The 7,563-nt window shown below is 59.9% G+C and carries 7 protein-coding genes; 5 read left to right on the forward strand and 2 right to left on the reverse strand.

The window, feature by feature from the left end:
- Nucleotides 1–6: 6 nt before the first annotated feature.
- Complete coding sequence (locus HMPREF9538_RS09870) at nt 7–1,650, forward strand: aspartate:alanine antiporter (RefSeq protein WP_077249659.1); 1,644 nt, start codon at nt 7–9, stop codon at nt 1,648–1,650.
- Between the two features lie 177 nt (nt 1,651–1,827).
- Here the strand turns inward: HMPREF9538_RS09870 and HMPREF9538_RS09865 are convergent, their stop codons facing one another.
- Entirely contained in the window at nt 1,828–2,391 is a 564-nt protein-coding gene (locus HMPREF9538_RS09865) for a TetR/AcrR family transcriptional regulator (RefSeq protein ID WP_004141969.1), read from the reverse strand.
- A gap of 82 nt (nt 2,392–2,473) precedes the next feature.
- Between HMPREF9538_RS09865 and HMPREF9538_RS09860 the strand changes: the two genes are divergently transcribed.
- Both HMPREF9538_RS09860 and HMPREF9538_RS09855 read left to right on the forward strand, forming a co-directional pair.
- Nucleotides 2,474–3,676: an MFS transporter gene (locus HMPREF9538_RS09860; RefSeq protein ID WP_004151719.1), complete on the forward strand. Its 1,203-nt coding sequence runs from the start codon at nt 2,474–2,476 to the stop codon at nt 3,674–3,676.
- On the forward strand, nt 3,676–4,488 hold the full coding sequence (locus HMPREF9538_RS09855) for a Cof-type HAD-IIB family hydrolase (protein ID WP_004141971.1): 813 nt from the start codon (nt 3,676–3,678) through the stop codon (nt 4,486–4,488). The genes HMPREF9538_RS09860 and HMPREF9538_RS09855 overlap by 1 nt, the downstream gene beginning before the upstream one ends.
- Nucleotides 4,489–4,525: 37 nt before the next feature.
- On the opposite strand, the gene kdeA is transcribed toward HMPREF9538_RS09855, so the two are convergent.
- Nucleotides 4,526–5,758: a multidrug efflux MFS transporter KdeA gene (kdeA, locus tag HMPREF9538_RS09850; protein WP_004151718.1), complete on the reverse strand. Its 1,233-nt coding sequence runs from the start codon at nt 5,756–5,758 to the stop codon at nt 4,526–4,528.
- Nucleotides 5,759–6,085: 327 nt separating this feature from the next.
- Here kdeA and ybjG point away from each other — a divergent pair, with 327 nt between their 5' ends.
- Nucleotides 6,086–6,679, forward strand: coding sequence for an undecaprenyl-diphosphate phosphatase (ybjG, locus tag HMPREF9538_RS09845; protein ID WP_009485540.1), 594 nt, complete (start codon nt 6,086–6,088; stop codon nt 6,677–6,679).
- A 101-nt stretch (nt 6,680–6,780) separates the two neighbouring features.
- The gene (gene deoR, locus HMPREF9538_RS09840; protein WP_009485541.1) at nt 6,781–7,539 is read left to right on the forward strand and encodes a DNA-binding transcriptional repressor DeoR; all 759 of its coding nucleotides are present in this window, start codon (nt 6,781–6,783) and stop codon (nt 7,537–7,539) included.
- The last annotated feature ends 24 nt before the right edge of the window (nt 7,540–7,563 follow it).

Here is a 7,563-nt window from a genome sequence, read left to right on the forward strand (position 1 = left end):
TCTCATATCAGGAACTTGTTCGCACCTTCCTTAGGACTATGCCTGGGAAAACTGCGTCTCGGCTCAGTACAACTTGGTAATTCCATTGGCGTTTTAGTCGTTTCTCTATTATTAGGCCAGCAGCATTTCGCGATTAACACCGATGCCCTTAATCTCGGCTTTATGCTGTTTATTTTTTGCGTTGGCGTAGAAGCCGGGCCCAACTTTTTTTCTATTTTTTTCCGCGACGGGAAAAACTACCTGATGCTGGCGCTGGTGATGGTCGGCAGCGCGATGCTGATCGCCATGATGCTGGGTAAAGTGTTCGGCTGGGATATCGGGCTCACCGCCGGTATGCTGGCAGGCGCCATGACCTCCACCCCGGTGCTGGTGGGCGCGGGCGACACCCTGCGCCATTTCGGCCTGCCCAGCGATCAGCTGGCGCAGTCGCTTGACCATCTGAGCCTCGGCTATGCCCTGACCTATCTGGTTGGTCTGGTGAGCCTGATCGTCGGCGCCCGCTATATGCCCAAGCTGCAGCATCAGGATCTGCAGACCAGCGCCCAGCAAATCGCCCGCGAGCGCGGCCTCGATACCGATTCCAAACGTAAAGTCTACCTGCCGGTGATCCGCGCCTACCGCGTCGGCCCGGAGCTGGTGGCCTGGGCGGATGGCAAAAATCTGCGCGAACTGGGTATTTACCGCCAGACCGGCTGCTATATTGAACGCATTCGTCGCAACGGCATTCTGGCCAACCCGGACGGCGACGCGGTGCTGCAGATGGGTGACGATATTGCGCTGGTGGGTTACCCGGACGCCCACGCCCGCCTCGACCCGAGCTTCCGCAACGGTAAAGAGGTGTTCGACCGCGATCTGCTCGACATGCGCATCGTCACTGAAGAGATTGTGGTCAAAAACCACAACGCCGTCGGCCGCCGCCTGGCGCAGCTCAAGCTTACCGACCACGGCTGCTTCTTAAACCGGGTTATTCGCAGCCAGATCGAGATGCCTATCGACGATAACGTCGTACTGAACAAAGGCGACGTGCTGCAGGTCAGCGGCGACGCCCGCCGCGTAAAAACCGTGGCCGACCGCATCGGCTTTATCTCCATTCACAGCCAGGTGACCGATCTGCTGGCCTTCTGCGCCTTCTTTATCGTTGGCCTGATGATCGGCATGATCACCTTCCAGTTCAGCTCCTTCAGCTTCGGCATCGGCAACGCCGCCGGCCTGCTGTTCGCCGGCATCATGCTTGGCTTCCTGCGCGCCAACCACCCAACCTTCGGCTATATCCCGCAGGGGGCGCTGAACATGGTGAAAGAGTTTGGTCTGATGGTGTTTATGGCCGGGGTCGGTCTCAGCGCCGGGGCCGGGATCAATAACGGGCTGGGCGCCGTCGGCGGCCAGATGCTGGCGGCAGGGCTTATCGTCAGCCTGGTGCCGGTGGTGATCTGCTTCCTGTTCGGCGCCTACGTGCTGCGCATGAACCGGGCGATGCTGTTCGGCGCCATGATGGGGGCCCGCACCTGCGCCCCGGCGATGGAGATCATCAGCGATACCGCGCGCAGCAATATTCCAGCGCTCGGCTACGCAGGGACCTACGCCATCGCCAACGTGCTGCTTACCCTTGCCGGGACGCTCATCGTGATCATCTGGCCAGGGCTACAATAATTTTTTGAGAAAAAAGCCGTCACAGGCAGAACTTTTTCTCAGGGCATCAGTCATAAGTAATGCCACTGCTTTTCTTTGATGTCCCCATTTTGTGGAGCCCATCAACCCCGCCACTTCGGTTCAAGGGTGATGGGTTTTTTGTTGCCTGCGTTTAGCCATTCCGGGTGAAACGCCGCTTCAGCGCCCCTCTTCCTGCGCCCTCTCCCCCGCCAGCTGCCCGACCATCATGCGGATTGCCGCCTTCGACAGCGGCGCGCGGTCGGTGACAAAGTGCAAGGTCATCCCTTCAATAAAGGCGTCGAGACCGCGGGCGGTATCGGGGGCGAACCACTGCTCCAGCGTCTGCTGGCTGCGCCGCATCCAGTTCTGCATCACCGCCTTCAGCGCCGGCTGACTGCTGCAGAACGCGTACAGCTGGTACATCAGCTCCATATTGCGCGCCGTGGTCACCTGGGCGCTGAAGATCAGATCCGCGATGGCATCGCAGGCTTGTTCCCGGTTCGTTACCCCGACGAAGCCTTGCTGATACTGCGCCGACATCTCGGCGGTAAACAGGCTGAACGCCTCCTCAATTAACGCCTCAATGCCGCTGAAATAGTAGGTCAGCGATCCCAGCGGCACATTCGCGCAGGTGGCGATTTTACGGTGCGTCACCGCATGGATGCCGTGCGCCGCAATGGTATCCAGCGTCGCCTGCAGGATGCGCTCGCGGCGCTGCGGATCGTTTGGTCTACGGGCCATGATTTTCCTCTTCCGGTTTATGTACAAATGTACACATACTTGCTACTGTTGTCTTCACTCTTCTCCTTTAAGGCGTTTACGGATGACGACGCAATCCTCGCGCAGAGCGCTGCAGCTTCGGCTATGGGCGCTGTTTATGTTCTTTTTCATCCCCGGCTTGTTAATGGCCTCCTGGGCCACCCGCACGCCGGCGATCCGCGATCTGTTGGCGCTATCCACCGCAGAGATGGGCGTGGTGCTGTTTGGTCTGTCGGTGGGGTCGATGAGCGGTATTCTCTGCTCGGCGTGGCTGGTGAAGCGCTTTGGTACCCGCAAGGTCATCCGCACCACCATGTCCTTCGCCGTGCTTGGCATGCTGGTGCTCAGCCTGGCGCTGTGGGTCACTTCCGCCCCGCTGTTCGCCTTCGGTCTGGCTATCTTCGGCGCCAGCTTCGGCTCCGCAGAGGTCGCTATTAACGTCGAAGGCGCGGCGATCGAGCGGGAGATGAATAAAACGGTGCTGCCGATGATGCATGGCTTCTACAGCTTTGGCACCCTGTTCGGCGCCGGGGTGGGCATGGCAGTGACCGGATTCGGTCTGCCGGCCGCCCCGCACATCCTGGCGGCGGCGCTGGTGGCTATCCTGCCCATCGCCATTGCTATCCGCGCCATTCCCGACGGCACCGGTAAAAATGCCGCCGAAGTCGCCCACGGTGAGGCGAAAGGTCTGCCGGTATGGCGCGACGCGCAGCTGCTGCTGATCGGCGTCATTGTCCTGGCGATGGCCTTTGCCGAAGGCTCGGCCAACGACTGGCTGCCGCTGCTGATGGTGGATGGCCACGGCTTTAGCCCCACCTCCGGCTCCCTGATTTATGCCGGTTTCACCCTCGGCATGACGCTGGGCCGCTTTACCGGCGGCTGGTTTATCGATCGCTACAGCCGGGTGGCGGTGGTCCGCGGCAGCGCAGTGATGGGCGCCCTCGGCATAGGCCTGATCATCTTCGTCGATAACCCCTGGGTGGCGGGCATCTCGGTGCTGCTGTGGGGCATTGGCGCCTCGCTCGGCTTCCCGCTGACCATCTCCGCCGCCAGCGATACCGGGCCGGACGCGCCCAAGCGCGTCAGCGTGGTGGCGATCACCGGCTATCTCGCTTTCCTCGTCGGGCCGCCGCTGCTGGGTTTCCTCGGCGAACACTTCGGCCTGCGCAGCGCCATGATGGTGGTGCTGGGTCTGGTGATGGTGGCGGCGCTGGTCGCCCGCGCGGTGGCTAAGCCACAATCTGAACCCGTTATGGAGAACAGCTAATGAGCATCAAACTGATTGCGGTGGATATGGACGGCACCTTTTTAAGCGATGCCAAAACTTACAACCGGCCGCGCTTCCTCGCCCAGTACCAGCGAATGCGCGAACAGAATATTCGCTTCGTGGTCGCCAGCGGCAACCAATATTATCAGCTGATCTCCTTTTTCCCGGAGATCGCCCATCAGATCGCCTTCGTGGCGGAAAACGGCGGCTGGGTGGTGAGCGGCAATGAAGACGTCTTCAACTGCCAACTGCCGGTTCACCACTTCAACGCCGTGGTCGACCATCTGCAGACGTTGCCGAATATCGAAATCATCGCCTGCGGGAAGCGCAGCGCCTACACCCTCAATCGCTACAACGACGCGCTGAAGACGGTGGCGGCGAAGTATTATCACCGCCTTGAACTGGTGGACGATTTTAACCATCTCGATGACACCATTCTCAAATTTGGTCTCAACGTGCCAGACAGCCTGATCCCGGAAATTCAGCCGAAGCTGCACGCGGCGCTGGGGGACATGGTCACCGCGGTGGCCACCGGCTACGGCAGCATCGACTTAATTATCCCGGGTGTGCACAAAGCCAACGGGCTGCGCATTTTGCAGCAGCGCTGGGGCATTGAGGATCACGAGGTGGTGGCGTTCGGCGACAGCGGCAACGATATCGAAATGCTGCAGCACGCCGGGTTTGGCTTTGCCATGGCCAACGCCCGGGAAGACGTCAAAGCCGTCGCCCGCTATCAGGCGCCGCATAACAACGAAGAAGGTGTCCTGCAGATTATTGATAAGGTGTTGGATCGCGAAGCGCCGTTCGCCTGATAAGACCCGGATGCGAGCGCATCCGGGTTGAAAACAACTACCCCTGCTGCGAATTGCCGACGCTTTTATCTTTCAGAAAGTAAATCATCAGCCCCAGCCATAGTACCCCACCCAGCAGGTTAAACAGGCTGAACAGCCCGTTGCCGCCCAGCTCGTAAGCATGTTTGCTGAGCTCGATGCCGACGGTGAAGATCAGCATCTGCAGCATTCCCATCGCCGCCGAGACCGTGCCTTTACTCATCTCGCTGGCGAACAGGGTTAAACGCACCAGGCCGGCGTTCGCGAGGCCAATCCCGAAGGCGTAGAAGCTCAGACCGGCCGTCATCCACAGATAAGCGTGGGAAGAGACCACGGTCGCCGCCGCAGAGAGGATCAGGCCAAACATGATCGGCCAACCGCCCATGATAATCAGCGAGCGCACGGTCCGGCGCGCAGTCAGGCGCGCCAGCACCAGGTTGCCGGCAATCAGCGCCCCGAAAATCGGCACCTGCAGCATGCCGTACTCATAGCTGGTGGCCTGTTCGCCGCTGATAATAATCACCGGCGACTGGGCAATCCACGCCAGCAGCGGCAGGCTGACAAAGCCGGTGGCCAGCGCGCCGGCGACGAAGCGCAGGTTCTTCAGCACCAGCCGATAGTCGCGGCCCAGCTCTTTCACCGACAGCTTTTCGCCCAGTCGCGTCGCGGTCTCCGGCATCGCCCGCTGAAGGCCGAAGAACGAGATGGCCGCCAGCACGGCGAACAGGACAAACATCATCTCCCACGGCAGGACATGCACCCAGGCGGCGCCCACCAGCGGCCCCAGCAGCGGGGCAATCAGCGCCACGTTAGCCATCAGGGCGGTGATTTTGATACACACCGCCTCCTCAAAGGACTCCTGTATCGCCGCATAGCCCACCGCGCCGATAAAGCACAGGCTGATCCCCTGCAGGAAGCGCAGCAGGGTAAACTGCTCAATGGTCTGCGCCAGCAGCGTCGCCAGGCAGGTGACGATAAACCATACTACGCCGGTCAACATCACCGGACGGCGGCCAATACGATCCGACAGCGGCCCCAGCAGCCACTGTAAAAACATGCCGCCTGCCAGATAGGCAGTCATTGAAGTAGGTACCCATTCGTTGCCCACCTGAAATTCCTGCACCACGGCTAACATGCCCGGCTGAATCATATCGTTGCCGATATAAGTGGAAAACTCGTACAGCACCAGACATAACGGGAACAACAGCGCCTGCCTTCCAAGGCGGCGGCCTGAAAGCGAATAATTTTGCATGAAATCTCTTATCTATCAAAAATCGCGCAAAGTGTAATGAAACTCCCGGCGCGGAGATAGTGAATTGTGGGTGACACCGCACAATATTACGAGCCGTGCGCCATCGTCCTGCCTCTCCCCTGTTATTCAGCCTGTGTATATATTCCGTTTATGTTTCAGCAATGTGACAAACGATATACTGACGTTTTTCAGGCTGTTAGCCGTAGACTTTATGGTAGTGGATTTCATAACAACCTGATCTTTAAGACAATGCCGCCTTTAACTCCGCACCGCTTTTATTTAGGGTAGGCGGCTTAATTGCTATCGGACCAACGAGCCTGGAAGTCTATGCTGGAAAAAATTAACTATGCGCTGTTCGCCCTGCTCAACGCGACGCCTGCCTCGCCGCAGTGGGCTATTGAGATGGCGATCTTCATCGCTAAAGATCTGATTCTGATCGTACCTCTGCTGGTGGTGACATTGTGGCTGTGGGGGCCTGCCCAGCGGCAGATGGTGTTTAAGCTGATGCTGGCGCTGACGATCAGCCTGACCGTGTCGTGGGCGATCGGCCACCTCTATCCGCACGATCGGCCGTTTGTCGCCGGCGTAGGCTATAACTTCCTGCACCACGCGGCGGACGACTCCTTCCCCAGCGACCATGGCACCGTCAGCTTTACCTTTGCCCTGGCCTTCCTGTTCTGGCATCGCCTGTGGTCCGGCGCCCTGCTGATGGCCATTGCCGCCGCCATCGCCTGGTCCCGTGTCTATCTCGGCGTGCACTGGCCGCTGGATATGGTCGGCGGGCTGCTGGCCGGGATGTGCGGCTGCCTTGGCGCGGCGCTGATCTGGCACACGTTCGGCCCGGCGCTATACCATCAGCTGCAGCGGCTGTATCGTCGCTGCTTCTCCTTGCCAATCCGCAAAGGCTGGGTGCGCGGCTAAACGCCGCCGTCGCTGCGGCCACCGCGTGACTAACCCGCAAGCGACAGGTAAAATCCCGCTAACGCCCTGCCCCCGCAGGGCGATTTTAGCGCAGAGGGAATATGGAAACTCGCCGTGACGAACGTATCAGTCAGCTCATTCAGGCACTTAAACGCAGCGATAAGCTGCATCTGAAAGAAGCCGCTTCCCTGCTTGGGGTGTCAGAAATGACCATTCGTCGCGACCTCAATGGCCACAGCGGCCCGGTTGTGCTGCTCGGCGGATACATTGTGCTGGAGCCGCGCAGCGCCACCCATTATCTGCTCAGCGATCAAAAAACCCGGCTGGTCGAGGAAAAACGCCGTGCCGCTCGCCATGCGGCCGCGCTGCTGGAGGCCCATCAGATGGCCTTCTTCGACTGCGGGACCACCACGCCGTGGATTATTGACGCCATTGACGATGCCCTGCCCTTCACCGGCGTCTGCTACTCCCTGAACACCTTTCTGGCCCTGCAGGAAAACCCCCAGTGCCGCGCGGTCCTGTGCGGTGGGGAGTTTCATGCCAGCAACGCGATTTTTATGCCGCTGAGCCTTGAGGATACCCTCAGCCATCTGAGCCCTGATATCGCCTTTTACTCGGCGGCGGGGATCGACTGCGAGCAGGGGGCGACCTGCTATAACCTGGAAGAGCTGCCGGTTAAGCACTGGGCGATGCGTCACGCGCGCTATCACGTGCTGGTGGTCGACCACAGCAAGTTTGGCAAAGTGCGTCCGGCGCGCATGGGGGCGTTAGCGAAATTTGACGTGATTGCCAGCGATATCTGCCCGGATGATGAGCTGGTCGCGCTGGCGAAGGCGCAGCAGATTTCCCTACTGTATTGAAGCGTCGCTGCCCCCCCCCCCCCC

The organism is Klebsiella sp. MS 92-3, assembly GCF_000195655.1.
Taxonomy (GTDB): domain Bacteria; phylum Pseudomonadota; class Gammaproteobacteria; order Enterobacterales; family Enterobacteriaceae; genus Klebsiella; species Klebsiella pneumoniae.

What these genes read in the sequence shown, in the direction of transcription:
- deoR (WP_009485541.1), top strand. Translation starts at nt 6,781, where the DNA reads ATGGAAACTCGCCGTGACGAACGTATCAGTCAGCTCATTCAGGCACTT.
- ybjG (WP_009485540.1), top strand. Translation starts at nt 6,086, where the DNA reads ATGCTGGAAAAAATTAACTATGCGCTGTTCGCCCTGCTCAACGCGACG.
- HMPREF9538_RS09855 (WP_004141971.1), top strand. Translation starts at nt 3,676, where the DNA reads ATGAGCATCAAACTGATTGCGGTGGATATGGACGGCACCTTTTTAAGC.
- HMPREF9538_RS09860 (WP_004151719.1), top strand. Translation starts at nt 2,474, where the DNA reads ATGACGACGCAATCCTCGCGCAGAGCGCTGCAGCTTCGGCTATGGGCG.
- kdeA (WP_004151718.1), bottom strand. Translation starts at nt 5,758, where the DNA reads ATGCAAAATTATTCGCTTTCAGGCCGCCGCCTTGGAAGGCAGGCGCTG.
- HMPREF9538_RS09865 (WP_004141969.1), bottom strand. Translation starts at nt 2,391, where the DNA reads ATGGCCCGTAGACCAAACGATCCGCAGCGCCGCGAGCGCATCCTGCAG.